Below are 24812 nucleotides of genomic sequence, written 5' to 3' on the forward strand. Positions count from 1 at the left end.
CCCCCCCCACTACAGGGCATCACCGGGAAAGCCTCAGCCGGGCATGGCCCGGCCGCCTTCAATCATGCCCGCCGGCATCCACATCCAGGGTCATCTGGTAGGTGAACTGGTCCGGCCGGTACAGCACGCTGAGCAAGTCCACCATGTTGCCGTCACCGTCATAGGAGCGGCGCTCCAAGGCCAACAGCGCGGTACCCGGCTCGACCTTCAGGTGCAGGGCGGCAATCGCATCGGCGTTGACGGCCGACAGCACCTGCTCCACCTGCTTGATCTGGATGCCAGCCGATTGGAACAGCTTCAGCCGTGAGCTGTTGGACAGCTTGGCTTCGCTGAAATCGGGGTGATCGGTATTGGTCCAGCTGTTGTAGTAGCCAAACGGGGTATCGCCACGCAGGCGCAGACGGATCGCATGTGCCAGCAGGTCGCGCGGGCCGGTATCGAACAATGCACGGATCGGCTCCGGTGGCACCGCACGGCGGAACTGCAGCAATTGCACCTTGGTGTGCTCGGCCAGCACTTCCAGGCTTTCCAGCAGCCCGGTCAAGGGGCTGTGCATCGGCTTGGGCCGGGAACGGTGAATGACGTGGGTGCCCTTGCCGCGGCGGCGCTCCACCAGTCCTTCAGCGGCCAGCTCGTCCAGTGCCCGTTTGGCGGTGATGCGGGACACACCAAAGCCATCGGCCAGGTCGAACTCGGTGGGGATGCGGGCGCCGCGTGGGATCTCGCCATTGAGGATGCGGTCGCGCAGCAGGCTGAACATCTGGTGGTAAAGCGGCGTCGGCAAGTCGTTGCGCAACAGCTTGTGCGCGTTGGCACTCAATAGTGTGGCCAGTGTGTCTTGGGACATCTCGCTTCACCCTCCTTTGGCTTAATGCTATAACGATAGAACAAATAGGATAGGCCATGGTCACTGAAGAAACCGTGATTTGCTGGAGCCGTGACGGCGCGCTCGCCCGCATCGGCATCCACCGACCCGACAAGCGCAACGCCCTGGCCACCCGCCACTGGGCGGCGATCGAGGCCGCACTGGACGAAATTGCCGCCAGTGATGCCCAGATCGTGGTGGTGTCCGGCGTCCCGGGGGCGTTCAGTGCCGGCGCCGATATCGACGAACTCGGCCAGCTGCTCACCGCTCCGGAGGCCTTTGCCGCCAACAACGCCCAGGTCCAACGCACCCAGCTCAAACTGCAACGCCTGCCGCAGACCACGCTGGCCGTCATCGACGGCGCCTGCGTGGGCGGCGGCCTTGGCCTGGCCCTGGCCTGTGACCTGCGCCTGGCCAGTACCCGCAGCCGGTTCGCTATCACCCCAGCCAAGCTCGGTTTAGTTTACAGCGCCGATGACAGTCGCCGGTTGCTCAACACCGTCGGCATGGCCCGTACCCGGGAAATGCTGTTGACCGGACGTCTGCTCGACGCAGCCACCGCACTGGATTGGGGCTTGATCAACCAGTTGGCGGGCGAGGATGGCATCGAGGCGCTGGAGCAGGCGCAGGTGCAGCAGTTGCTGGCCACCTCCGGCCAGGCGCGGCGGGCCATCAAGATCGTGCTCGGGCATCTGGGTGGCGATGCCAGCGTGGGTGTGGCACAGGCCGATGCGGCGTTCAACGACGCCTTCAGCAGCAGCGATTTCGTTGAAGGCGCCGCTGCCTTCCTCGAAAAGCGCGCGCCGCGTTTCAACTGAGGCCTGCATAGATGCCCGCCTACCTGATCATCGAAGCCCACGTTACCGATCCACAAGGCTTTGCCGCCTACGTCCGTGCGACACCAGCGGTGGTGGCGCGCTACGGCGGCCGCTATCTGGTGATGGGCGGCGAACAAACCAGCTTGGAAGGCGTACACGCGCCGAGCCGCACGGTGATTTCCTGCTGGCCTGACCGCGACGCTGCCTTGGCGTTCTGGCAGAGCCCGGAATACGCCGCGATCAAGCCGCTGCGCGCCGGCACCGGCAGCTTCCGCGTGCTGCTGGCCGATGGCGTGCAGACGCAAGCCCTCAACGACACCGCAACCGAAGGGAAAGCCCCATGATCGATGCTTATCGCGCGCTGGCGCTGCAGACCACCTGCCGCGCCATCAATGCCTGCGCCACGCCGGAAGACGCCGCCGTCGCGGTTGCGGACAATATCGAGCGCGTAGGCCGGCAGATCCGCGCCTCCAAGGCCTTCATCGGCGCCGACCTGAAACTGGTGGTGCTGCCGGAATACTTCGCCACCAGCTATCCGCTGGGCGACACCATTCCCGGCTGGGCGGCCAAGGGCTGCTTCGCCATGGATGGCGCCGAATACGAACAACTGGGTCGCATCGCCCAGGACAATGGTGTCTATCTGTGCTCCAACGCCTACGAGCGTGATCCGAATTTCCCAGAGCTGTATTTCCAGTCGTCGGTGATCCTGGACGACAGTGGCAACCAGGTCCTGCGCTATCGCCGGCTGATCTCGCTGTATGCACCCAGCCCGCATGATGTCTGGGACAAGTACCTGGACGTGTACGGCATCGACGGCGTGTTTCCGGTTGCGCGCACGCCGCTCGGCCGCCTGTCCTGCATCGCATCGGAAGAAATCCTGTATCCGGAAATCGCGCGGGCGATGGGCCTGCGTGGTGCCGAGGTGTTCCTGCATTCCACCAGCGAAGTCGGCAGCCCGGAGCTGACCCCCAAGGACATTGCCAAGCGTGCCCGTGCGCTGGAAAACATGGCCTATGTGGTTTCGGCCAATACCGCCGGCATCAGTGGTGTGGATATTCCGCTGGGCAGTGCCGATGGCATGAGCAAGATCGTTGATGACCAGGGCAGGGTGCTGTCCGCCGCCGGTACCGGCGAGTCGATGGCCGCCTACGCTGATCTGGATATCGCCGGCCTGCGCCGCCGCCGCCTGCGTCCGGGCATGGGCAACTTCCTGTCGCGGCTGCCGCAGGCTGCGATCAATGCCGGCCTCGGCAGTACCGCCTTGAAGCCGAACGCACTGCTGGACGGCGACAGCTTGAAGATTCCGCAGCGGGCCGACTTCGCTGCCCGCCAGAAAGCCACCCTTGATGCACTGCTGAGCGCTGGAGTACTGGGCAATGACTGACGCAAGCACGCTGCCGCTGCGCAATCCGCGCACCGGTCTGTTCGATGGCGAACTGCCGATCACGTCCGCTGCCGAAGTTGCTGCCTTGGGCGCTGGCCTGCGCAAGGCGCAGCTCGATTGGGCTGCATGCAGCATCGAAGAACGCTGCGCGCGCTTGAATGCCTTGGCCGATGCGTTGGTCGCGCGCCGTGACGGTTTCCTCGACGCCTTGCTGGCCGATACCGGCCGCTGGCACGAATCGCAGATTGAAGTGGACGGCACGGTCGGCGCGATCCGCCGCTGGGCGCAGCAGGCGGCCGGCTGTCTGGCGGAAAAGCCCGCCCAGCGGGAGGCCATTCCCTTCATCCAGAGCCAGCAGACCTGGGTGCCGTATGCGGTGGTGGGGGTGATCAGCCCGTGGAATTTCCCGCTGATGCTGACCTTGATCGATGCGGTGCCGGCGCTTGCCGCGGGCTGCAGCATCCTCGCCAAACCCAGTGAAGTCACCTCGCGCTTCGTGCCTCTGCTGCGCGAAGCATTGGACGAAGCGGACCTGGGCGCGGTGTTCAAGCTGGTCACCGGCGCCGGCGCCACCGGCCAGGCGGTGATCGATGCCAGCGACCAGATCTGTTTCACCGGCTCGGTCGCCACCGGTCGCAAGGTCGGCGAAGCCTGCGCTCGCCGTTTCATTCCGGCTTCGCTGGAACTCGGTGGCAAGGACCCGGCGCTGGTCTTGTCCGATGCCAATATCGCGCATGCCGCCCGCGCCTTGGCGTGGGGCAGCTTCGTCAATGGTGGCCAAAGCTGCATGTCGATCGAGCGGGTCTACGTGGAAGCGCCGGTGGCCGATGCCTTCATCGCCGCGCTGGTGAAAGAGGCGTCCGCATTGGAGCTGGCCTGGCCGGATCCGAAGCAGGGCCAGATCGGCCCGGTGATCGCCGCTTCGCAGGTGGAGCTGGTACGCGCGCAGCTTGCCGATGCCAAGGCCAAGGGCGCGCGAGCGCTGACCGGCGGCGAGCTGATCGACCATGGCGGTATCTGGTGCCCGCCGACCGTGCTGGTTGATGTCACTGACGAGATGGCGGTGGTCGCCGATGAAAGCTTCGCCAGCGTCCTGCCGGTGATGGTGGTGGCCGATGAAGCCGAAGCCATCGCGCGAGCCAATGCCACCGAGTTCGGCCTGTCGGCGGCGGTGTTCACGCAAAGCCCCGAGCGTGCGCAGCGGGTGGCGCGTCAGCTGCAGGCCGGCGGCATTTCGATCAATGACGCCTGCTTGACCGGCATGGTGCAGACCGCCGAGAAGCAGAGCTTCAAACTCTCCGGCATGGGCGGCTCACGCATGGGCACGGCATCGATCCGGCGATTCGTGCGCGCACGCGCGCTGCTGATCAACACAGGTACGGCATCACCCTGGTGGTTTGCGCCGGCCTGAGGATCTGCCTCAGCACACCAGTACGAACTGGCCCAGGAAAATACCGAAGCCCAGCATCCACATCGCCAGCATCGCTGGAACCCCGGCGATGCGCAGCAGCCAGCGCGGCTGCGGCCGCGCATTGCGTGTCGCGCGGAAGATCAACAGCAGCAACACAATGCCGCCGCCAACGAACAGCGCGAAGATCGACCAGCCCAGCAGCCAGAATTCGGTGGATTTGGTGGATTCCTGCGGGCACTGGGCCATTGCCAGCGCGGCCGGTGACACCATGGAAAGGGTGACGATGGATAACAACCGGGCCAGTCCCGGCGAAGCAACAGGCATGTGCAGGATTCCCCCCTGAGGGATGCGTCAACGGTGATCCTGCCACATCTTACGCTCAGAGCCCCAATACGCCGGGGTTCATGCGCCGCTGCGGATCCAGCAACCGCTTGATGTCGCGCAGCAGGGCGGCAGGTGGATCTTCCAGTTCCGACAGGAACGGATAGGTGCGCCCAATCTGATTGGAAGCGCCACCCATCCGTGCGAACAGGGTGCAGGTCAGCTGCCGCAATTGCTCGACCAGCGCCCGCGCATCGGGATTGTCCGGCCCTTGCGCAAAGGTCTGCAGCAGCGCTGGCTGCAGCGTGGCTGCGTGCAGCGGCTGCCAGTTGTCCTGCCAATGAAACACAGCCTCGAAGCTGAAGCTGTAGTTGCATAGCGCCGAGCACAGGTACGTAACGCGCACGCCACAGTGTTTGATCTCGGCAGCGTGCGCGGCGATCAGCTGTTGATGGGCGCGGATCAGTGCTGGCGCGCGTGAGTGCGCCACCTTGACGTTCAATGCCGCCCAACGGCTGCCGTTGGCGCCCAGCACCGCGTTGAGCCCTGGGAAGGGATCGGCGCGGGCGATACGTGGCACGGTTGCGGCGATCCCGCTGCCGCCGTGTTGCTGGGCCAGCGCCCGAGCAGTTGCCAGATCATGTTCAACCGCCGCCGGACTATTGCCCGCGGCAACCAGATGCAGGCTGAAGGCATCGGCCGGAACGACCCGGCGCCCGGCCCTGGCCATGCCGAGCAAGGCCCTGCACTTGCTGGCAATACCCGCGGTGCTTTCCAGCACCTGCCGCAGCGCCCGCAGCGCGCCAGCCACGCTGCGGGCGCGCTCGACATTCGCCGCCACCGCACCGGCATCCAGCACATAGGCTTCCTCGGCCAGGCCCGCGCGGGCAACGGCTGACAATGCACGCGCGGCGGATTCGAAATCGGTGAACGCGAAGGAGGCGTAACCGTTGTGTGCAGGCAGCGGAATCAAGCGGAACGCAGCACGGGTCTTGATGCCGAAAGCGCCGCCGTCATGCATGAACAGGCCGGTGGTGTCCGGGCCGAAGTTGCGGAACACCGGTTCGGGCGCTGCCTTCAGCGCCCACTGCCCGGTGCGCAACACGTCGCCATCGGCGGTGATGACTTCAACGCCGAGTACATTGTCGGCGGCCGATCCATAGCGCGCGCTGCCGAAGAACAAGGCACCGTGACTGAGTCCGCCGCCAATGCTGGCGCCTGCACCTGAGAACGTACCGAAGCACGGTACACGCAGGCCCAGTGGTGTGAGCGCGTCATGGAGTTGCTTCCAGGTCACCCCTGCCTGCGCCACCACGTACATGTCCTCGGCGCTGATATGTTCGATCTGGTTCAGCGCGGACAGATCCACCAGCACGCTGCCACTGCTTTCACACAGGTAACCGCCGGTATAGCTCAGGCCGCCGCCACGCGGGATGACCGATAGCCCCGCAGTGGTGATGCGTGCAACCGCCTGCGCCAGGCAAGCACGGTCGCGCGTGCGGATGACCGCCAGCGGCGGCGGCCCGCTGCTGTACAGGTCGCCGGCCATCAACTGCAAGGTGTCGCCATCGCACAGGACCGCGTCCTCACCCAGCAACCCGCGCAGATCTGCCAGCAACACGTTGTGATGGTTCATTGTCATGTTGGCTTGAACACGCTGACGAACACGATTGCGGCAATGAACAGCCACAGCATGCACAGCACCGAAGTCGCCTTGACATAGGTGCGACGGATGATGGTGTTGCTGGTATCGCTGGGGCCTTCCTGCGCCATCACCTTCCAGGTGCGGAAATGCGCGATCAGCGCGAGCCGTATGCCGACGCCGGATGCCATCACCCCGGCGTACAACGCCAGCTTCCAGCGCAGCCATGCGGGCATGTCCCAGCCGCCGCCGAGCAGGCCAGTAGCCAGGCACAGCAGCAGCGCCATGAACAGGTAACGGGAGCCGCGGTCGATCGCCGCCAGGCGTGCACCCAGGCGGGTATGCCGTAGCTGGTGCACGGCTTCGACGAAGATCAACCACAGCACGCACAGCACAGCGGCGATGGCGGCGGTGGTGTAAGCACCGGGTATCAAGCCATACAGCGCGGCCAGCGAGAATCCCAACCCTGCCTGTAACACCAGTGCGTAGCGCACGTGCTGGTCCACGTGCATCACATGCTCCATCAACCGGCTGCGCTCAACGAAGGGAATGTTGCTGCCATTGCAGACGTAGCGGTAGGTACTGTTGATCACCAGTTCCGAGCCCAGCCAGTAGCCAAGCACGGCGATGTGCGCAACCAGCAGGATCTGCAGCAGCACTTCAGTGCTCCTGCACGTGATAGCTGCTCAGCTCGTAGGCGGTCTGCATGTAGCCGGTGACGCTGGCGCGCAGTAGGGTGTAGTGCTCATCGGCGCTTACCCACAGATCGTAGTCAGGGTGCTCTTCCGGCATGCCGACATCGAGGATGCGGAAATGCCGTGCCTTGAAGCGGCCGGCGATGACATCGATCTCTTCCTCACCGATGTATTCGATGGCCAGTTGTACCGGGTAGATCATTGGGCCGGTAGCGCCACGATGATCCGGCGAGGACAGCAACATGAAGAAACGCTGCTTGCCCGGCCCCTGCGCCAGATCGTAGAGCGACATCGCATAGGCATCGTTGATGATGGCGTGGTTGCCGAAGGCCCGTAGCGGCGACTGCAGCGGGAAGCGCTGGTAGATGCGCCCCTCCACCGTAGTCGAGGATTCGCACTGGGCCTCGCTGGCGTTGAAGGTGAACCAACCCGAGCCGCGGAACTGGCCGCCAACGGCGATGCGCACGAAGCATTCCTGCGGCATGTTGCTGGAATCCACGCGCAGGTTGACGTCGCGCACAACAGCGGGCGCATCGTCGATCTCGCAATGCGCGGCCAGCACGCGCGAGCCGTCGCGGTGCACGTCCAGGCGGAAGCTTTCGCGGCCACGTTCGGCGCCCTGCCGGTGGCTCTGGTTGCTGGTGTACTGGATGCTGCCGGTGATGGAACGGGCGATGCCGGTCATGCCGTGGTCTCCTTGGGAAGCGGTTCAATCTGCAGGATGCTCACCGGCACGTGGTCCGGGTCGTAGACGATCATTTCGCGGTACAGGCCGGCCGGCGAACGGGCGCTGGCGGTGTGCTTGGGATAGGCGAGTGGCGGCGTCAGGAAGCGGTACCCGGCTGCGCCCAGCGCGCAATGCAGCGCATCGAAGCAACCGGTGGACAGCACCAGCGCTGCCTGCCCGTGGGCAGGTTTGCCCAGCGGCGGTGCAAGCGTGTTCAGCGCGGTCTGGCTTATCTCGAACAGGCCGACGATGACCGCTGCTTCCGCTTCGGCCGCGAGCATTGCGATACGGATGCGGCAGGCGGGCAACTGCAGCAGTCCGCCTGCCATCGGCCCTTCCAGGGTCTTTTCCTCGACCACCACCAAGCCCAAGGTGTCGCGGTAGAACCGCAGCGAGGCTTCCAGGTCGCGGCAGAACAGGGTGAAGCGCTCGAACTGAAGGTGCATGTCACTCCTCGTTGCTGCGCGGGGTGCCATCGGCGGTGGTTCTGTGGCCGTGCTGGCAGGAACAACGTCAGGGGGCCGACAGATACTCGATCAGCGCCTGCCGGCGCGCCGCATCGGGTACGGTGATGACCATGCGGGTACCAGGCACCCGCTTCGTCGGTGCTGCCAGATAGGCATCCAGTTGTGCGGCGTCCCAGGTGATGTCGCTGGCGCGCAGCGCGGGTGAGTAGTCGAAGCCGGGATTGCTGCCGGCCTTGCGCCCGAGCAGGTCGTGCAGGTTCGGCCCCATCCTTTGTGGTGCGCCGGCATCGCGGCTGTGGCAGGTCGCGCACATCGCGAATGCCTGTTCGCCATTGATTGCGGTGGTGGTCGCGGCGGGCGCTGCCTGGGTTTCGGCTGCGACCGGAGGTGCAGCAGGCGCACTGGCGACGGCCGGCTCGCGTTGTTTGCTGCAGCCAATGACGAGCAATGAGGCGACGATGATCAACATGGAGCGCATGGCGGGACCTTGCAGGAAACCAGAAAGGCGGGAGTACAGCGGACAGCTGGAAGGAGGCGGCGTCGGTTGGGCAGTTGCGGCCCGTTTGCCGTCCATGCAACAGGCTTGGTATTTGTCCGGACAAATAAATATCAGAATGCCGGCGCGAAGAAAAGCTGCAAGCTTGCATGGCCTGCGCCTGCCCGGATTCGAGGTTGTCGAATCTCCCCCGAATGCGCTCTTCTAGTCGAAGATGAAATGAAATACGCTCCCATTCAGGAATAAGACCGTTGGGGAACGCGTCATGGGAAAAGCAGGGAAAGCGATGTTCCGATCCATGTTGCTGTTGGCCTGCCTGGCGTGGCCGGCAGCCGCGCAACAGGTGCCGGTTGAAGTGTTTGCAAAGGCCAGTCCGTTCTCGATGCCGACGCTGTCGCCGAGTGGCGAATACCTGGCAATGGGCACCGACTTCGGTGAAGGCAACCACGCGGTACAGATACTGCGCCTGAGCGACATGCAGCGCACCGCGGTGCTGCGCCTGCCGCGCTTTGAAAGCCCGTACCAGATCATCTGGGTAAGCGACAAACGGCTGGTAGTCGCCAAGGGGAGAAAGTACGGTTCGCTTGAAAAGCCGCTGCCGATGGGCGAGATCGTCGCCAGCGATTTCGATGGACAGAACCAGCGCTATATCTACGGCTACGAGCAGCAGAATGCCGCCGCGGGCCTGGACCGTGGCTTCGGCTTCATCGAGGGCGTGGCCCAGGGCAATGATGACCGCTTCTACATGCGTCAGCTCAAGCGCAACCCCACCAACTCGATGTTGTACCTGGTGGATGCGGGACCACGTCCAAACTTCAAGTTGATTGCCAGCATCAATGTACCGAGCCTGGAGTTCGTGATCGACCGCAATGGCGTAGCGCGTTACGCATGGGGGCGCGACGATGACGACAACTACCTGCTGTACGCCTCCGGGGACGGGCAGCGCTGGCAGCCCGTCCTACAGGAAAACGTCGGTGGCGTCTGGACGCCCTATGCGTTCTCGGCCGACAACCAGCGTGTGTATGGGCGCTTCAGTCGCAACGACGGGCCGGTATCACTGGTATCCAGCGCTGCAGACGGCAGTGACCGGGACACCCTGCTCGCGGATGGCTTCAGCAACGTCGGCTTGTCGCAATGGACGCGCGATCCGGCGGTACCGTTTGCTGCCTCGCCAGTGACGGGGCGTCCACAGTTGCAGTACTTCGACCCGGGCAAGCCGGAGGCGGAGCTGCACAAGGCCTTGGCGGACCTGCTACCGGCACAGCACGTGACCTTCGACGACGTTAGCCGCGATGGCCAGACGGTCCTTGTGCACCTGGCCAGCGACCGTGATCCCGGCGGTTGGTACGTATTCCGGCGTGCGACCAACAAGCTGGAGAAGGTGTTGGCGCCCCGCGAGGGTATCGACCCAGCGCTGATGGCCGAGCGCCGCCCGGTGCGTTTCAAGGCTGGTGATGGAACGGAACTGGAGGCGATACTGACCATTCCGCGCAACAGCGAGGGGCGAAGGCTGCCAACCGTGTTGTTGCCGCACGGTGGTCCGCACGGTGTAAGTGACGATTGGTTCTACGACAACGACGCACAGTTCCTCGCGAATCGCGGCTATCTGGTGGTGCAGGTCAATTACCGCGGCAGTGGTGGCCGCGGCCACGCATTCGAAGAGCTCGGTTACCTGCAGTGGGGAACGCGCATCCAGCAGGACGTGCTGGATGGCTTGAACCATGCGGCTTCCCTGGGCCTTGCCGATACCTCGCGTGTATGCAGTTATGGCGCGAGCTTCGGCGCGTACTCGGCGATGATGCTGGCCGCGCGGCAGCCGGAGTTGATCCGTTGTGCGGTGGGTCTGGCCGGTGTCTATGATTTGAAGATGATGTACAAGAAGGGCGATATCAAGGACAACGCCTTTGGCCGCAACTACCTGACGCGCGTCATCGGACGCAACGACGAGGAGTTGGCGGCCAATTCGCCGACCTCGCTTGCGTCCAGCATCAAGGCGCCGGTGTTCCTCGCCCACGGTGAGCGTGACGAGCGCACGCCGATTGCACAGGCCAATGCGATGCGTGCGGCACTGGTTTCCGCCGGCAAGCCACCCGAGTGGATGGCGGTTGCGGGCGAAGGCCATGGCTTCTACAACGATGAAAACAGCGCGGCGTTCTATCGTGCGCTGGAAGCGTTCCTGGCGAAGAATATCGGCCAGTAAGCCTGCACCGGCGCCGGTCGCGCGTGCCGAAAGCTGCCCATCACCCCGCCCCTGGTGGTGGGGTGTATGGTGTCCGGGTCGATGAATCGCCCGGACAGGAGCACGTAACCATGATCCCGCAAGCGCATTTCGATCTCGCTGGCAAAGTGGCCATCGTCACCGGTGGTGGCAACGGTATTGGTCGCGCCAGTTCCCTGATGTTGGCGGCGTACGGCGCGGCCGTCGCCATCGCCGACCTGAAGCTTGCTGCTGCAGAAAAGGTGGCAGCGGAGATTGTCGCGGCCGGCGGCATGGCCTTGGCCCTGGAGTGCAACGTGCTCAAGGACGAGGACCTGGTTCGCGTGGTCGAGCGCACGGCGGCTGAACTTGGCGGCATCCACATTCTGGTCAACAACGCCGGTGGCGGTGGTGCCGGTCGCGAGAGTCCGTTCGAGATCAGCGTGGAGCAGTTCGAGCGGCCCTTCCAGATCAATGTATTCAGTGCGTGGCGGCTGTCGCAGCTGTGTGCGCCGCACATGAAGCAAGCGGGCTATGGCTCGATCATCAACATGTCGTCGATGAGCTCGATCAACAGGAGCCCGGCGATCAGTGCCTATGCTGCGTCAAAAGCGGCGATCAATCATATGACCGCGAACCTCGCGCATGACTATGGCCCGGCCGGGATCCGGGTCAATGCGGTGGGGCCGGGTGCGGTACGCACCGATGCCTTGGCGACGGTGCTGACGCCGGAGATCGAGGGGCGGATGCTGTCGCATACGCCGATCAAACGCCTGGGTGAGGCCGACGACATTGCCGGTGCGGTGCTGTATTTCGCTGCGCCGATCTCCAACTGGGTCAGTGGCCAGACCTTGTTCGTCAATGGTGGCGGTGTGCAGACGCTGGATTGATGCCCTGCTTATTCCGGTAGCGTGGACAGGAACTCGATCACGGCCTGGCGACGTGCCGGGTCGGAGGTGGCATTGACCATCTTGCTGCCGGGTATCTGTTTGGTCGGTGACTTGATGAAGGCATCCAGGGTCTGCGCATCCCAGATGATGCCGCTGGCCTTCATTGCGTCGGAGTAGTTGTAGCCCGGAGCGGTGCCGGCCTTGCGGCCAATCACGCCATGCAGATTGGGGCCAACGCGGTGGCCGAGGTTGGCGCGGGTGTCGTGGCAACCAGCACAGATGGCGAATGCGCGTTCGAGTTCGCGTTGATGTGGATCGGCATTGGCCGAGTGGTTGAAGGCATCGCGCTGGCCGCAGGCGCTGAGCGTCAGGCAGGCGAGGGCGATCAGTGGCAGGCGGGGCATTGCTTTCTCGGTGCAGGGGCGGCCGTGGCTGTTCGGCGTTGGCAATGATGGCTGGTGCTGGGAGGGGAAGCAAAGGGCTTGAGTTTTTCGCGGGTTGGGGTGGATGGAGAGCTTTGAAGGAATGGCTGAAGCAGAGGCAAAAACGGAGGCAGAAGCAGAAGCCCCCTCATCCGCCCGTTGGGCACCTTCTCCCGCAAGCGGGAGAAGGGAGACTTCATGCTTTCTGTCGTCGGTTGGAAAGGCCGAAGCAAAGCCAAAGCCAAAGCCAAAGCCAAAGCCGAAGCCAAAGCCAAAGCCGAAGCAAAGGCAAAGACCAAATGCAAAAGCCAAATGCCAAATGCCAAAGCAGAAGGCCAAAGCAGCAAGCCAAAGCAGCGAGCCAAAGCAGAAAGCCAAAGCAGAAAGCCAAAGCAGCGAGCCAAAGCAGAAAGCCAAAGCAGAAAGCAATTCATCTGCCCGTTGTGCTTTTCGCGTTCAGACGCCGAAATGCTTCAAAGCGTCGATTGAGCTGAGAGTGTTCGGCTGCGGAAAAAATTCGCGCAGTACGCCGAAGTCAGTAATGCTGGCCCACGCAGATTCGTCCCGAAGTCATCCCCTCTCCCGTTTACGGGAGAGGGGTAGGGGTGAGGGCAGCTTTTGAGCTTTTGGCATTCCAAGCTTCTAAGCTTCCAGGCCTTCCGGCTCATAGCTTCAAAGCCCCCACCAAAAAATCATCACTTCTTCGCAGCAAACGTCTTATCCAGACTCTGCTCAAAGGTGTGATACCCGATCCGCTCATACAGTTCCTCGCGGGTCTGCATGGTGTCCACCACATTGCGCTGGTGGCCATCGCGACGGATCGCGGTATACACGTTCTCCGCGGCCTTGTTCATCGCGCGGAACGCCGACAGCGGATAGATGCACATCGCCACACCCACCGAACCCAGCTCCTCGGTGGAGAACAAAGGCGTCTGCCCGAACTCGGTGAGGTTGGCCAGCACTGGCACCTTCACCGCATCGACAAAGCGCTTGTACGTCTCAAGGTCATACGAGGCTTCGGCAAAGATGCCATCGGCGCCGGCCTCGACGCAGGCCAGCGAACGCTCGATCGCCGCGTCCACGCCTTCCATCTGGATCGCATCGGTACGCGCGATCAGGAAGAAATCGGCATCAGTCTTGGCATCGGCCGCGGCCTTGACCCGGTCCACCATCTCGCCCAGCGACACGATTTCCTTGTTGGGGCGGTGGCCGCAGCGCTTGGCGCCGACCTGGTCTTCGATATGGCAGGCCGCCGCACCGGCCTTGATCAGTGACTTCACCGTACGCGCGATGTTGAACGCGCTCGGACCAAAGCCGGTGTCGATGTCCGACAGCAGCGGCAGGTCACAGACGTCGGTGATGCGGCGGATGTCGGTGAGCACGTCGTCCATGGTGTTGATGCCCAGGTCCGGCAGGCCCAGCGAGCCGGCGGCGACGCCGCCACCGGACAGGTAGACCGCACGGAAGCCCGCCCGCTTGGCCAGCAACGCGTGGTTGGCGTTGATCGCACCGGGGATCTGCAGCGGGCTTTCCTGTGTGAGCGCCGCGCGGAAGCGGGCGCCTGGACTGACAATGCTCATCAAAACTCCTGTGGGTTGATGGCGACGTTTACATCGCCGGATAGTTCGGTCCGCCACCACCCTGCGGGGTCACCCACACGATGTTCTGGGTCGGGTCCTTGATGTCGCAGGTCTTGCAGTGAACGCAGTTCTGCGCGTTGATCTGCAGGCGGGTATCGCTGCCTTCGCCGACGAACTCGTAGACGCCAGCCGGGCAGTAACGTGCTTCCGGGCCGCCATAGGTGGCCAGGTTGACCTTCACCGGCACGCTGGCGTCCTTCAAGGTCAGGTGGCTGGGCTGGTCTTCTTCGTGATTGGTCGAGGACAGGAACACCGAGCTCAGGCGATCAAACGTCAGCACGTTGTCGGGCTTGGGATAGTTGATCTTCGGCTGGCTGGCGGCCGGCTCCAGGCACTCGTGGTCGGCCTTGGTGCGGTGGATGGTCCACGGCGCATTGCGGATGCCCAGCTTGGGCAGCAGCCACTGTTCGATGCCGGTCATCAGCGTGGCCAGGGTGCGGCCCTTCTTGAACCACTGCTTGAAGTTCTTGGCCTGCATCAGCTCGGCCTTCAGCCAGCTGTTCTCGAAGGCTTCCGGATAGGCGCTCAGCTCATCGCGCGAGCGACCGGCGACCAGCGCATCGAACGCGGCCTCGGCGGCCAGCATGCCGGTCTTGATCGCGGCGTGGCTGCCCTTGATGCGGCTGACGTTGAGGTAGCCGGCTTCGCAGCCGACCAGCGCACCGCCTGGGAACACGGTCTTGGGCAGCGACAGGATGCCGCCGGCGGTGATCGCACGTGCGCCGTAGGCAACGCGCTTGCCGCCTTCCAGGTGCTTGCGGATCGCCGGGTGGGTCTTGAAGCGCTGGAATTCCTCGAACGGGCTCAGCCACGGGTTCTTGTAGTCCAGGCCGACCACATAGCCGATCGAGACCTTGCCGCCTTCGGCGTGGTACAGGAAGGCACCGCCGTAGGTGTCGTTGTCCAACGGCCAGCCAGCGGCGTGCACCACCAGGCCCGGCTCGTGCTTGGCCGGATCGATCTGCCACAGCTCCTTGATGCCCAGGCCATAGGCCTGCGGGTCCTTGCCGGCGTCGAGTTTGAACCTGCTGATCAGCTGGCGGCCGAGGTGGCCACGCGAGCCTTCGGCGAAGATCGTGTACTTGGCATGCAGTTCCATGCCGCGCTCGTAGTTCGGGCCCGGCGTGCCGTCCTTGTGGATGCCCATGTCGCCGGTGGCCACGCCCATCACCGCGCCGTTCTCGTCGTACAGCACTTCGGCGGCGGCAAAGCCCGGGAAGATCGACACTTCCAGCGCTTCGGCCTGCTGCGCCAGCCAGCGGCTGACTTCGCCCAGGCTGATGATGTAGCTGCCATCGTTGTGGAAGCATTCCGGCAGCAGGGCGTGCGGCGTGCTCTTGGCGCCGGTTTCATTCAAGAACAGGAATTCGTCGCGGGTGACGGCCTGCCGCAGCGGCGCACCGCGTTCCTTCCAGTCCGGGAACAGCTCGTTGAGCGCGCGCGGGTCCATCACCGCACCGGACAGGATGTGCGCGCCGGGCTCGGAGCCTTTCTCCAATACGCACACCGACAATTCCTGGCCCTTCTCGACCGCCAGCTGGCGCAGGCGGATGGCGGTGGCCAGACCGGCAGGGCCGGCGCCGACGATGACGACGTCAAATTCCATCGCTTCGCGCGGCGGCAGGGCGGTGTTGGCTTCAGTGTTCATGCAAGGGCTCTTGGGTAAAGGCCGGCGCGGTTTGGGCGACGACGGTTGCCTGGAACCGCCGCCTCAACGTGAGGCGGCGATGATCTGCGAAGGCGCAGCGTTCCAGATCAGCCCTGCGTTGTCTGCCAGATGGGAGAACACGCGTTCCAGGTGCTTGATGCGGTGCGGCTGGCCCATCACCCACGGGTGGATGTTGAGCGCGAGCAGGCGACCCTGTCCGTTGCGCTGCGCTTCCTCCAGCAGGAAATCGCAGGCATCGACCATCTGGTCCGCATACTCGGCCTCGGCATGCAGATTTTCGCCGACGATGAAGCGATCTTCCAATTCCAGTGACAACGGCAGTGCGGTGAGCGGGCCGTTGGCGGTCTGGAAGGGGTAGGGCAGCTCGTCGTTGATCCAGTCACCAAACCACTGCAAACCGGCCTGTTGCAGCAGTTCCGGGGTGTTTTCGGACTGCGATCTGGCCGGTGACAACCAGCCCTGGATGGGGGCGTCCGAATACGGGGCCAGCGCGGCCAAACTGCGCTGGATGTATTCAGCTTCGCGCGCCGGGTCCAGCCCGCCGTAGTGCACGCTGTCCATGTTCCAGCCGTGCGCGACCAGCTCGGCGCTGCGCGCCTTGAGCCGACGCAGCAGGGCCGGGTAGCGTTCGGCCAGCTCGCCGTTGACCGCAGTGCTGGCGCGCAGACCGTACTTTTCCAGCGCATCCAGTACGCGGAACACGCCGACCCGGTTGCCGTAATCGCGCAGCGTGTAATGGCGCAGGTCCGGATAGGGCATGACCATCGCACCGTGCGGTTTGAAGCCCTCGCCCTTGGGGTTGAGCGGGAAGTGCTCCAGGCTCAGGTTGATCCACAGCGCCAGCGGCTTGTCGTCGGGCCAGCGCACGGCCGGGCGCTCGGCCAGCATCGACCAGCTGTAGCGCGCATGGTCCATGCCATGGCGCAGCTGCGGGTACTCCAGGAAGCTGCGATCCAGGCTCATGCCGCGTCCTCCGCGTTGATCGCCGTCATCGAGGCAAGCGCATCGTCGTAGTGCTTGTCCAGATAGTGCTGGGCGATCTCGCGGCCGGTGGCCTTCCACACCTTGTCGTGGCTGCAGATGTAGTCCATCGCATCGTGGAAAGCGGCCAAGCGGTGCGGGTGGCTGACCTGGTAGGCATGCAGCGGCACGCACATCACCGTGCCGGAGTTTTCGCCTTCGGCGTACAGGCGGTCGAAGGCGTCCTTGATCATCTGCCCGTAACGGCGCGGCTCGATCTTGTTGGTGACGTAGACGATGGTGTCGTTGAGCTCCAGCGAGTACGGCACCGACACGAAGCGCTTGCCCGAGCGGGTTTTCACCGGCGTTGGCTGGTCGTCGTGGAACAGGTCGCAGGTATACAGGCCACCGGCCTCGGCGAACAGGTCGATGGTGGCGTCGGAATGCGACAGCGCTGGTGCCAGGTAGCCATCGCAGTGCTGGCCGGTGTGCTCGGCGATCAGCGCCATCGAGTGCGCGATCATCTCCCGCTCCTGCGCCTCGTCCATGCCGTAGGTGTAGCGGGTGTTGTAGATGCCGTGGCTGAAGAATTCCCAGTTGCGTTCGGCTGCCATCTGGATCACTTCCGGATGGTGCTTGAGCATGGCCGTGGACAGCGATACCGAGCCGCGCAGGCCGTACTGGTCCATCACCCGCATCATCCGCTGGTGACCGACGCGGTTGCCGTAGTCGCGCGTGCCATAGCCCTGGATGTCCGGCAATGGACGCGGCCACGGTTTGCGCTGCGGGTTGGCCGGCGGCGCGTACTCGTAGAACTCGATGTTGGGCGCGATCCACAGCGCCACGCGGGCACCGCCCGGCCATTCGATCTTCGGACGGCTGTCGTAGGGCCAGTAGTCGAACAGGCCGGGGTCGGACTTGGTCGTGGCGTTCATGCGCGCAAGGCCTGCAGCTGTGCGGCCACATGCTCGACCGGCTCCACGTCGCCGTACTTGAGCATGATGTCGCTGAGGTTGGCGAAGTGCGGGATCTCGTGCTTGTCGGCCACGCATTCCTCCGGAACGATGCTGCGGTAGCCGCGCGACAGGCTGTCGATCACGCAGGCGCGGATGCAGCCCGAGGTCGAGCCGCCGGTGATGATCAGCGTGTCGATCTTGTGGAAGGTCAGCAGCGACCACAGGTTGGTTTCGAAGAACGGGCTGGCCATGCGCTTGTGCATGACGATGTCGCCGGGCTGCACGTCGGCGCGTGGATCGAACTGCGCGCGCTCGGAGCCGTGCTTGATGTTCTGCAGCGAGTCCGGGGTGTTGGTGCGGGTGCCCCAGGTGCCGGCGTCTTCGCCCGACTCCAGGTACGCCACATACGTCCACACCACCGGCAGGCCGAGCGCGCGCACCTGCACCGACAGCGCATTGATGTGCTCGATCTGGCGCGGGTCGGTCTCATACGCGGTCTTGAACGCGGCCAGGTCGGTATAGGCGCGTTGCACATCGATGTTGACGATGGCCGGGCGCGCGCCGAAGCCGAACTTGGCGCGGTTGGGGTTGGCCTTGACCTGCTCCCAGTACTGGCGGGCGGTGAGGTTGGACGTTTCCATCACGGGCATGGGGTCTCTCCGTTGCAGTAGTGGGGATCAGGCGGCCGAAGCGCGCGCGCGTTCGTCGCGCACCAGCGTTGCGGCCAGCAGGGCCAGCACGATCAGCACGCAGATCAGGCTGAAAGCGATGTGGTAGCTCTTGGTGATATCGAAGATCTTGGCCGTTACCCAGATGCCGAGGCCGGCGGTGGTCGCATCGAGCAGGGTGATGGTGCCGAGGATCTTGCCGGCCGAGCCCAAGCCGAAGGCGTTGACCGCCAGCAGCTGGATCATCGTGTACAGGCCACCCCAGCCAAGCCCGAACAGGGCCAGCGAGTACCAGATCAGGTCGGCGCGCATCGTCGCCAGGATCAAAGCGCCTGCGGCCATGATGCCCAGGTTGACCAGGAACACGCGCTTGGCCGGCAATACATCGGCAAGGAAGCCGAAGATGAACTTGCCCACCATCGCCAGCCCGAACATCAGGCCAAGGCCATTGCCAGCGGTGGCCGGCTCAAAGCCGAGGTCGCGCATGTGCAGGAACAGGTTGGACGCGACCGCCATGATCGAAAAGAAGGTGGTCATCGCCACGAAGGCCAGCACCCAGAAGGTGCGGGTGCGCATCGCCTGCTGGTAGCTCAGGTCGGGCAATGAAGACGCCGCAGGCTTGCCGGCGGCTGCCTTGGCGGCCAGCGTGTCCGCGCCCCACGGCTGGATGCCGCCCGGGCGGGGGCTGCGCACGAACAGGAAGGCCAGGATCAGGAAGGCCAATGGAATTGCGGCTTCCCACAGCAGCGCGGCGCGCCAGTCCATGCTCTGCATCAGCTGCACGCCGAGTTTGGGGAACACCATGCCGCCGAGGCTGGTACCGACCAGGGCAATGCCGATCGCGGTGCCGCGATGGGTGGCAAACCACTGCGAGACGAAGATCACCGCCACATTCAGGCCGGCGGCGACCAGCACCGCGGCAAAGCCGACGTGGATCCAGTACAGGTGGGCCAGCGAATGGATGTGTGCATAAGCCGCATACAGCGCCGCCAGCAGCGCGATGCCGGCCAGCACCAGCTTGCGCGGGCCGACCTTGTCGATCAGCGCACCCAGGAACGGCGCCATCCAGCCGGCCAGCACCAGGGTGATCAGGTCGCGCAGCTTGAGCTCGCTGCGGCTCCAGCCGAAGTCCTTGAGCAGGGATTCGTCGAAAGCGGTGAGGCCGGTCACGGTCAGGCCGTTGGAGACCAGCAGCACCAGCATCCCCATCAACGCCATCAACCACGGGTAATAACGCTTCAACTTCATCGACGCACCTCAAGAGTTGGGTTATGGCAGGTAGATACGCCGATGGGGGACTTCCGCCGCCGACGTTGACCGGGAGCGGATGGCATGCCTACACTTTGTCCGGACAAAGTGTGCCACAGTCTTTTACCCGGGAGGAAGCCATGCAAACCGTGATCGTCCTGTTCAACCTCAAAGCCGGCGTCAGCCGTGAGGAATACGAGGCCTGGGCGCGTGCCAGCGACCTGCCGGTGGTCAATGCGCTGCCGTCGGTGGAGACGTTCGAGGTACTCAAGGCCAGCGGTCTGTTGATTGGTGAAGGCAGCTCCCCGTACGACTACATCGAGCTGATGCGCATCCCGGACATGGCCGCCTTCGGCGCAGACCTCGCCGACCCGAGCGTGCAGGCCGGTGCAGCGCAGTTCCAGCAATACGCTGACAATCCGTTGTTCATCCTCACCAGCGCGCTGTAAGCGCACAAGGAACATTGGTCATGGCTCGTTTCCCCGAATTGCAGGGCAAGGTCGCACTCATCACCGGCGCTGGTCGCCGCGCCGGCCTGGGCGAGGGCATTGCCCGCCGCCTGCTGCAGGAAGGCTGCAAGGTGGTGCTGACCGACATCGGCAAGGTGCGCGGCGCCGAGATGCCGGTCACTGCGGTGGGTACCGACGAGGAGCTGGCGCAGGTTGCCGCCGAATTGGCTGCCGGCAGCGGTGGCGAGTGCGTGGCGATGGCATTGGATGTGCTGGAAGAGGCGCAGGTGGAGGCGGTGGTCAAGGCCACGGTCGAGCGCTTCGGCCGCCTCGACATCCTGGTCAACAACGCCGGCATCGGCTATTTGATGAAGTCGCTGGTCGACATCGATGTCAGGGAGTGGGACGCGGTGCTGGGTGTGAACCTGCGTGGCGCCTTCCTGACCATCAAGCATGCCGGGCGGCAGATGATTGCCCAGGGTGGTGGCCGCATCGTCAACATTGCCTCGCAGGCGGCCAAGTCGGCGTTCCCGCATGCAGCGGCGTATTGCTCGTCCAAGCATGGTTTGGTGGGGCTGACCCGCGTTGCGGCGCTGGAGTTGGGTGCGCATGGGATCAACGTCAACGCGGTGTGCCCGAACCATGTGACCACGGGTCTGGGGGCTTGGCAGAACGAATATTTCGCCGAGAAGCAGGGCAAGAGCGTGGAGCAGTACCTGGCGGACATGCGTGCGCGCATTCCGGCTGGGCGCGCGGGTCTGCCTTCGGATACGGCCGCAGCCACGGCGTTCCTGTGCTCGGACGATGCGGTGTACATCACTGGTGAGGCGATCAATGTTTCTGGTGGTGAGGAGAACCATTGAGATAGGGACTCTTCGCGACCCCCTGGCAGATCGTCATTCCCAGCCAACCTCCAGATCGTCATTCCCGCGAAGGCGGGAATCGCTCTTGCTCCGGCTCGTCATTCCCGCGAAGGCGGGAATCGCTCTTGCTCCGGCTCGTCATTCCCGCGAAGGCGGGAATCGCTCTGGCCTTTGACTTCCACGTCAAAGGCGAAAGGGCAAAGGCAAAGGCGAAGAACGAAGAACGAAGAACGAAGAGCGAAGAGCGAAGAGCGATTCCCGCCTTCGCGGGAATGACGGCATAAGGCATAAGGCAGAAGCAGCAAAGTAACAGCAGAAAAGCACAAGCAGAAAAGCAGCAAAGCAGCACAGCAGCACAGCAGCAAAGCAGCACAGCAGCAAAGCAGCACAGCAGCAAAGCAGCAACCCCACCACGCACCTCAACAACCGCACCGAGACCACCATGTCCAAACCCGCCTACCAGTGGCCCAACAATGCACGCCTGGCCTTGTCCGTGGTCGTCAATGTTGAAGAGCTGTCCGAGTACAACGTGGGCCAGGGTGACAAGATCACCGAGCCGGTGGACGAGCTGCACGTCACCCTGTCCAAGCCGGTGCGCAACTACGGCAACGAATCCAACTACCGCTACGGCGTCAACGAAGGCCATGCGCGCGTATCCGCGCTGCTGGACAGGTACAACGTCACCAGCACCTATACCGCTGCTGCAGTGTCGCTGGAGCGCGCACCGGAAATCGCCGACTACCTGCGTGGCAGCCGCCACGAAGTGTGTTCGCACGGTCACCGCTGGGTCCACCAGTTCCGCTTCAACGAGGAACAGGAGCGCCAGTTCATCCGCGACGCTGCCGACAGCATCGAGAAGACAACGGGCGCACGCCCGGTGGGTTGGCTATCGCGTTACCTGCATACGGCTTCCACCCGCCGGCTGTTGCAGGAAGAAGGCTTCCTCTACCACATGGACGATTACTCAGCCGACGCGCCGTTCTGGGGCGATGTCGACAGCAGCGACAAGCCGATGATCGTGGTGCCGTACCAGCTCGACACCAATGACATGAAGATGTGGGTGGCGCCGTCCTACCTGCCCAAGGATTGGCTGGACTACGCCATCGACAGCTTCGACACGCTGTACACCGAAGGCGAGCACAGTCCAAAGGTGATGTCGTTGGGCCTGCACCTGCGCATCATCGGCCGCCCGGGTCGCATTGGCGCATTCGAGAAGTTCCTGCAATACGTCGCGCAGAAGCCAGGCACCTGGTACGCAACGCGTCGTCAGATCGCCGAACACTTTGCTTCACAGGTGGCTGCACCATGAGCGCCGCACTGAACAACCCGCGCCGCTGCCTGCTGTTCGTGCCGGGCTCGCGCCCGGAGCGCTACGCCAAGGCAGTGGCCACCGGTGCCGACCAGGTCTGCATCGATCTGGAAGACGCGGTTGCTCCGGCGGACAAGGAAAGCGCGCGTGCTTCGCTGTTCGCGTTTCTTGCGGAGACGCAGGATAGCCGTAGCGAAATCGGCCTGCGCATCAATCCCCTGTCTACCGAACTGGGGCAAGCGGATCTGAAGGCATTGGCGGCGTCAGGCTTGAATCCCGCTTTCGTGATGCTGCCAAAAGTCGAAACCGTGGCCGAACTGCAGCAGGCCGATGCTGCACTCGCCGGCATCGACACCGTGTTCATCGCACAGATCGAAACGCCGAAGGGTCTGCTGGATGCGCGCGCGCTGGTCAACGCCATTCCGCGTCTGCAGGCGCTGATGTTCGGTGGTTTCGACTACATCGTCGCGCTGCGTGGTCGTGCCGGCTGGGACAGCTTCTTCCACCCGCGCGTACAGTTGGCGACGATCGCCGCCGAAGCCGGTGTCGGCTGTCTCGACGTGCCATTCCTCGACATCAAGGACGAAGCCGGGCTGGTCAATGAAACCGACCACGTGATCGACCTTGGCTTTACCGCCAAGGCAGCGATCCATCCGGCCCAGGTCGATCCCATCCAAAGCCGCTACCTGCCAACCGCAGGCGAGTACGAGCGCGCCCAGCGCGTGATCGCCGCCCTGGCCGCAAGCGGCGGCGAAGCCATCCAGCTCGACGGCAAGCTTGTGGATCGTCCCATCGAAATTGCCGCCGAACGCGCAATCGCACTCGGTGCACTCGGCGTACGCGCCGGCTGACCGCAACGCTCCAGTGAACGCCTGATCGCCCCCTCTTTGACCAAGCTGCGCCCAGCGCCAGCCCAACCCGCACCAAAAGGACATCGTCATGGTTCAGAACGTCAAGCAGATCTCCGAAAACCGCTTCCGCGAAACCTTCGGCCGCTACTACGAAGAGTTCAATGTCGGCGACATCTACGAGCACCGCCCGGGTCGCTCGATCACAGAGACCGACAACACCTGGTTCACCCTGCTGACGATGAACACCCATCCGATGCACTTCGACAAGGAATACGCCAAGGCATCGGAGTTCGGCAAGATCATCGTCTGCTCGCCATTCACCGTGGCGCTGATGGTCGGCATGAGCGTTACCGACGTCAGCCAGAAGGCCGTGGCCAACCTGGGTTGGAGCGAGATCAAGATGACCCACCCGCTGTTCGTCGGTGACACCCTGGTGGCCGAATCGGAAGTGCTGGAAAAGCGCGAATCCAAGTCGCGTCCGGGCGCTGGCATCGTCACCTGCCGTACCGATGGTTTCAACCAGGACGGCAAGCTGGTCTGCACCTTCAACCGCACCATGCTGATCGCAAAGCGCGGCCATTCGGTGGAAGACAAGGTCAACTACTGAGGCGCGATGATGAGCACCGAACCGGAACAGCTGTGGGGCCCTGAGGAAGAACAGGCGTTGCTGGATTCGATCGACCACTGGGTCGAGAAATCCGTTGCGCCAATCGCCCAGGAATACGATCAGGAAGACAAGTACCCGCATCACCTGGTCGAGGAGATGAAGGACCTCGGCCTGTTCGGTGCCACCATCTCGCCCGAATATGGCGGCCTGGGTTTACCGGCGCGCATCTACGCCAAGATCGTGATCAAGGTGTCCTCGGTATGGATGGCGCCGACCGGCATCTTCAACTCGCACCTGATCATGGCCGCAGCCATCGAGCGTTGTGGCACGGAGGCGCAGAAGCGCACGTACCTGCCGCGCATGGCCACCGGCGAGCTGCGGGGTGCATTGGGCTTGACCGAGCCCAATGCCGGCACCGATCTGCAGGCAATCCGCACGGTCGCCAAGCGCGAGGGCGATCATTACGTCATCAACGGCGCCAAGACCTGGATCACCAATTCCATGTATGGCGACATGGTGCTGCTGCTGGTCAAGACCGACCCGGAGGCGCAGCCGCGCCACAAGGGCATGACCATGTTCATTGCCGAGAAGGGTGAGGGCTTCATCGTCGCCAAGAAGCTGAAGAAGTCCGGTTACCGCGCCATCGACACCTGCGAGCTGGTGTTCCAGGACTACAAGGTGTCGGCTGACTGCATGCTCGGCGGCGTTGAAGGCCAGGGGTTCCAGCATGCGGTGGGTGGACTGGAGTTGGGTCGTATCAATGTGGCGGCGCGTGGCTGCGGCATTGCCGAGGGCGCACTGCGCCTGTCGGTGCGCTATGCGCAGGAGCGCATGACCTTCGGCAAGCCGATCGCCGAGCACCAGGCCATCCAGCTCAAGCTGGGCGAGATGGCCGCCAAGGTTGAAGCCTCCAAGCTGCTGATCGAGAGTGCGGCCAACGCTTATGACAAGGGCGAGCGCTGCGACATGGAAGCGGGCATGGCCAAGTACTTCGCCACCGAAACCGGCGCGTACTGCGCGCAGGAAGGCATGCGGATTTTTGGTGGCTACAGCTACTCGGTGGAATACGACATCGAGCGTTTCCATCGTGACGCCATGCTGATGTGCATTGGTGAAGGCACCAATGAAATGCAGCGCATCATCATTGCCAAGCAGCTGGTGGCCAGGAACAAGATCTGACGCTCAAAGCCCCTCTCCCACCGGGAGAGGGGTTGGGGTGAGGGTAAGGGCGAAGCCTGCTGGTACTGGTGGCGCCAA

The 24812-nt window shown here is 63.8% G+C and carries 27 protein-coding genes; 13 read left to right on the top strand and 14 right to left on the bottom strand.

Annotation, left to right across the window (positions count from 1 at the left end; all coding sequences use genetic code 11):
- Positions 1 to 58: 58 nt before the first annotated feature.
- Entirely contained in the window at positions 59 to 847 is a 789-nt protein-coding gene (locus AC13FW_RS18155) for a GntR family transcriptional regulator (RefSeq protein ID WP_282268348.1), read from the bottom strand.
- Positions 848 to 903: 56 nt separating this feature from the next.
- Between AC13FW_RS18155 and AC13FW_RS18160 the strand changes: the two genes are divergently transcribed.
- From AC13FW_RS18160 to AC13FW_RS18175, 4 genes are read left to right on the top strand one after another with little or no spacing between them, the layout of a single operon-like run.
- Positions 904 to 1683, top strand: coding sequence for an enoyl-CoA hydratase/isomerase family protein (locus tag AC13FW_RS18160; protein ID WP_482989991.1), 780 nt, complete (start codon positions 904 to 906; stop codon positions 1681 to 1683).
- A gap of 11 nt (positions 1684 to 1694) precedes the next feature.
- Entirely contained in the window at positions 1695 to 2027 is a 333-nt protein-coding gene (locus AC13FW_RS18165; protein WP_482989992.1) for a DUF1330 domain-containing protein, read from the top strand.
- A complete protein-coding gene (locus AC13FW_RS18170) occupies positions 2024 to 3067 on the top strand; it encodes a nitrilase-related carbon-nitrogen hydrolase (RefSeq protein ID WP_482989993.1) in 1044 nt (347 codons plus the stop codon). The genes AC13FW_RS18165 and AC13FW_RS18170 overlap by 4 nt, the downstream gene beginning before the upstream one ends.
- Positions 3060 to 4478, top strand: coding sequence for an aldehyde dehydrogenase family protein (locus AC13FW_RS18175; RefSeq protein ID WP_482989994.1), 1419 nt, complete (start codon positions 3060 to 3062; stop codon positions 4476 to 4478). The genes AC13FW_RS18170 and AC13FW_RS18175 overlap by 8 nt, the downstream gene beginning before the upstream one ends.
- 9 nt (positions 4479 to 4487) lie before the next feature.
- Here the strand turns inward: AC13FW_RS18175 and AC13FW_RS18180 are convergent, their stop codons facing one another.
- From AC13FW_RS18180 to AC13FW_RS18205, 6 genes are all read right to left on the bottom strand, one after another.
- Entirely contained in the window at positions 4488 to 4802 is a 315-nt protein-coding gene (locus AC13FW_RS18180) for a hypothetical protein (protein WP_282268341.1), read from the bottom strand.
- A 55-nt stretch (positions 4803 to 4857) separates the two neighbouring features.
- Positions 4858 to 6441: an FAD-binding oxidoreductase gene (locus tag AC13FW_RS18185; RefSeq protein ID WP_482989995.1), complete on the bottom strand. Its 1584-nt coding sequence runs from the start codon at positions 6439 to 6441 to the stop codon at positions 4858 to 4860.
- Positions 6438 to 7100 carry a hypothetical protein gene (locus AC13FW_RS18190; RefSeq protein WP_482989996.1) on the bottom strand — a complete coding sequence of 221 codons (663 nt, stop codon included), beginning with the start codon at positions 7098 to 7100 and terminating at the stop codon, positions 6438 to 6440. The genes AC13FW_RS18185 and AC13FW_RS18190 overlap by 4 nt, the downstream gene beginning before the upstream one ends.
- 1 nt (position 7101) lies before the next feature.
- Entirely contained in the window at positions 7102 to 7821 is a 720-nt protein-coding gene (locus tag AC13FW_RS18195; protein ID WP_482989997.1) for a hypothetical protein, read from the bottom strand.
- Positions 7818 to 8309: a VOC family protein gene (locus AC13FW_RS18200; protein ID WP_482989998.1), complete on the bottom strand. Its 492-nt coding sequence runs from the start codon at positions 8307 to 8309 to the stop codon at positions 7818 to 7820. The genes AC13FW_RS18195 and AC13FW_RS18200 overlap by 4 nt, the downstream gene beginning before the upstream one ends.
- 67 nt (positions 8310 to 8376) lie before the next feature.
- Positions 8377 to 8808: a c-type cytochrome gene (locus AC13FW_RS18205; protein ID WP_482989999.1), complete on the bottom strand. Its 432-nt coding sequence runs from the start codon at positions 8806 to 8808 to the stop codon at positions 8377 to 8379.
- A 304-nt stretch (positions 8809 to 9112) separates the two neighbouring features.
- Here AC13FW_RS18205 and AC13FW_RS18210 point away from each other — a divergent pair, with 304 nt between their 5' ends.
- Together AC13FW_RS18210 and AC13FW_RS18215 are read left to right on the top strand one after the other, a co-directional pair.
- Positions 9113 to 11026, top strand: a complete 1914-nt coding sequence (locus AC13FW_RS18210; RefSeq protein WP_482990000.1) for an alpha/beta hydrolase family protein — start codon at positions 9113 to 9115, stop codon at positions 11024 to 11026.
- Between the two features lie 110 nt (positions 11027 to 11136).
- On the top strand, positions 11137 to 11913 hold the full coding sequence (locus AC13FW_RS18215; RefSeq protein ID WP_482990001.1) for a glucose 1-dehydrogenase: 777 nt from the start codon (positions 11137 to 11139) through the stop codon (positions 11911 to 11913).
- A gap of 8 nt (positions 11914 to 11921) precedes the next feature.
- Here the strand turns inward: AC13FW_RS18215 and AC13FW_RS18220 are convergent, their stop codons facing one another.
- On the bottom strand, positions 11922 to 12317 hold the full coding sequence (locus tag AC13FW_RS18220; RefSeq protein ID WP_482990002.1) for a c-type cytochrome: 396 nt from the start codon (positions 12315 to 12317) through the stop codon (positions 11922 to 11924).
- A 216-nt stretch (positions 12318 to 12533) separates the two neighbouring features.
- Between AC13FW_RS18220 and AC13FW_RS18225 the strand changes: the two genes are divergently transcribed.
- Positions 12534 to 12824, top strand: a complete 291-nt coding sequence (locus AC13FW_RS18225; RefSeq protein ID WP_482990003.1) for a hypothetical protein — start codon at positions 12534 to 12536, stop codon at positions 12822 to 12824.
- A 206-nt stretch (positions 12825 to 13030) separates the two neighbouring features.
- Here AC13FW_RS18225 and prpB read toward each other — a convergent pair whose 3' ends face one another.
- From prpB to AC13FW_RS18255, 6 genes are all read right to left on the bottom strand, one after another.
- Positions 13031 to 13915 (bottom strand): methylisocitrate lyase, encoded by an 885-nt coding sequence (prpB, locus tag AC13FW_RS18230; protein WP_482990004.1) that lies wholly within the window; start codon positions 13913 to 13915, stop codon positions 13031 to 13033.
- Positions 13916 to 13943: 28 nt separating this feature from the next.
- Positions 13944 to 15623, bottom strand: a complete 1680-nt coding sequence (locus AC13FW_RS18235) for an electron transfer flavoprotein-ubiquinone oxidoreductase (protein ID WP_482990005.1) — start codon at positions 15621 to 15623, stop codon at positions 13944 to 13946.
- 63 nt (positions 15624 to 15686) lie between these two features.
- On the bottom strand, positions 15687 to 16607 hold the full coding sequence (locus AC13FW_RS18240) for a polysaccharide deacetylase family protein (protein ID WP_482990006.1): 921 nt from the start codon (positions 16605 to 16607) through the stop codon (positions 15687 to 15689).
- Positions 16604 to 17539, bottom strand: coding sequence for a polysaccharide deacetylase family protein (locus AC13FW_RS18245; protein ID WP_482990007.1), 936 nt, complete (start codon positions 17537 to 17539; stop codon positions 16604 to 16606). The genes AC13FW_RS18240 and AC13FW_RS18245 overlap by 4 nt, the downstream gene beginning before the upstream one ends.
- Positions 17536 to 18210 (bottom strand): isochorismatase family protein, encoded by a 675-nt coding sequence (locus tag AC13FW_RS18250; RefSeq protein ID WP_482990008.1) that lies wholly within the window; start codon positions 18208 to 18210, stop codon positions 17536 to 17538. The genes AC13FW_RS18245 and AC13FW_RS18250 overlap by 4 nt, the downstream gene beginning before the upstream one ends.
- A 27-nt stretch (positions 18211 to 18237) precedes the next feature.
- Entirely contained in the window at positions 18238 to 19476 is a 1239-nt protein-coding gene (locus tag AC13FW_RS18255) for an MFS transporter (RefSeq protein ID WP_482990009.1), read from the bottom strand.
- 140 nt (positions 19477 to 19616) lie between these two features.
- Here AC13FW_RS18255 and AC13FW_RS18260 point away from each other — a divergent pair, with 140 nt between their 5' ends.
- From AC13FW_RS18260 to AC13FW_RS18285, 6 genes are all read left to right on the top strand, one after another.
- Positions 19617 to 19925, top strand: coding sequence for a hypothetical protein (locus tag AC13FW_RS18260; protein ID WP_481615768.1), 309 nt, complete (start codon positions 19617 to 19619; stop codon positions 19923 to 19925).
- 20 nt (positions 19926 to 19945) lie between these two features.
- Positions 19946 to 20788, top strand: a complete 843-nt coding sequence (locus AC13FW_RS18265) for an SDR family NAD(P)-dependent oxidoreductase (protein ID WP_482990010.1) — start codon at positions 19946 to 19948, stop codon at positions 20786 to 20788.
- 442 nt (positions 20789 to 21230) lie between these two features.
- Complete coding sequence (locus tag AC13FW_RS18270) at positions 21231 to 22097, top strand: polysaccharide deacetylase family protein (protein WP_482990011.1); 867 nt, start codon at positions 21231 to 21233, stop codon at positions 22095 to 22097.
- Positions 22094 to 22948: an HpcH/HpaI aldolase/citrate lyase family protein gene (locus AC13FW_RS18275; protein ID WP_296246636.1), complete on the top strand. Its 855-nt coding sequence runs from the start codon at positions 22094 to 22096 to the stop codon at positions 22946 to 22948. The genes AC13FW_RS18270 and AC13FW_RS18275 overlap by 4 nt, the downstream gene beginning before the upstream one ends.
- Positions 22949 to 23036: 88 nt before the next feature.
- Positions 23037 to 23555 carry a MaoC family dehydratase gene (locus tag AC13FW_RS18280; protein WP_482990012.1) on the top strand — a complete coding sequence of 173 codons (519 nt, stop codon included), beginning with the start codon at positions 23037 to 23039 and terminating at the stop codon, positions 23553 to 23555.
- Positions 23556 to 23564: 9 nt separating this feature from the next.
- A complete protein-coding gene (locus AC13FW_RS18285; protein ID WP_481615337.1) occupies positions 23565 to 24734 on the top strand; it encodes an acyl-CoA dehydrogenase family protein in 1170 nt (389 codons plus the stop codon).
- Positions 24735 to 24812 lie beyond the last annotated feature (78 nt).

The organism is Stenotrophomonas sp. 21LCFQ19, assembly GCF_056861425.1.